Below are 530 nucleotides of genomic sequence, written 5' to 3'. Positions count from 1 at the left end.
CTCTATCTGGAGGTCGTGGGGCAAGTCGTCAGGTGGCCGGCGCCGACGATAGACGAGGACCAGGGTGGCCATATCGAGCCGGATGTCGACGCGACCGTACGCTTCCCCCTTCAAGGGAGCTGGCCGAAGGACGGTTATATCGAAGTCATCTTCCGGGTCAGCAGCGCCGATAACACCATCGAACATCGCATCGGCCGCGAAGTCGACGATATTCCGCCTACGGCCGGTGGGGATTTGTTGTTTACGGTATACCCCGACGAACTGCGGCGTTTCGACGGCCACCTGACTGACGTGTTTTACGCCCACACCCGGCCCGGCGGCCGCCCGCAGGAGTCCCTGCGGTTGCAGATCGTGGTGGGTCAGATCAAGCGTACGATGCCCAAGCCGATTGTCGACAAGGCGATCAGCGGCCAGCTGAATCCGGATGATGTAGGCGCCTACGCCACCGTGTTTGCACCGTTTGGCGAAACACTGCGCGGCGACTGGATCCGCATGTACTGGCTTGGCCGGGGCGCCCGCACCGAAGTGCC

General features: G+C 62.8%; 1 protein-coding gene. It reads left to right on the top strand.

Annotated features, from left to right (window positions below):
* A partial coding sequence (locus GIV26_RS27105; protein WP_236282933.1) for a hypothetical protein occupies positions 1-530 on the top strand: 530 nt, incomplete at both ends.

It is taken from the genome of Pseudomonas sp. PA-1-3F, from assembly GCF_021609665.1.
GTDB lineage: Bacteria > Pseudomonadota > Gammaproteobacteria > Pseudomonadales > Pseudomonadaceae > Aquipseudomonas > Aquipseudomonas paracarnis.
The sequence above is the reverse complement of the archived record's forward strand: the minus strand, read 5'-3'. Positions and strand labels throughout refer to the sequence as shown.